Genomic DNA, 365 nt, shown 5'->3' on the forward strand with positions numbered 1-365 from the left:
TGATAAATCCGCCTGAAAAGCCCCGCTTCAAAGGTTTCCGGTTCCCTCTTGAGATTGTTGTTTATGAGGTCTGGGTCTGCCATCGGTTTGCGCTCAGCACCGCAGATGTCGAAGAACTGCTGGCTCAAAGGGGCGTCATCGTTAGCCGCGAGACAATCTGGCTTTGGGTGAACCGCTTTGGGGCCCATTTTGCCGCCTGCATCCGGCGGTATCGTCCCCGCCCAAATGACAAAGCTGCCAAGCGCTTCATGGCGAGGCTGATCGCGCAATTCGGCCAACCAAGGGTCTTCGTTACAGACAAACTGCGCAGCTACATCAAGCCGATTGCCCATCAAGCGCCGGATGCTGACCATCGCGCGCATAAG

Annotated in this window: 1 pseudogene; it reads left to right on the plus strand. The window is 56.4% G+C overall.

Features of this window, described 5'->3' with window-relative positions:
* Positions 1–2: 2 nt before the first annotated feature.
* Positions 3–365 (plus strand): annotated as a pseudogene (locus tag AB9K34_RS00380) (IS6 family transposase); the annotation flags it as partial.

It is taken from the genome of Sedimentitalea sp. XS_ASV28, from assembly GCF_041224545.1.
In the GTDB taxonomy this organism is placed as follows: Bacteria; Pseudomonadota; Alphaproteobacteria; order Rhodobacterales; family Rhodobacteraceae; genus Sedimentitalea.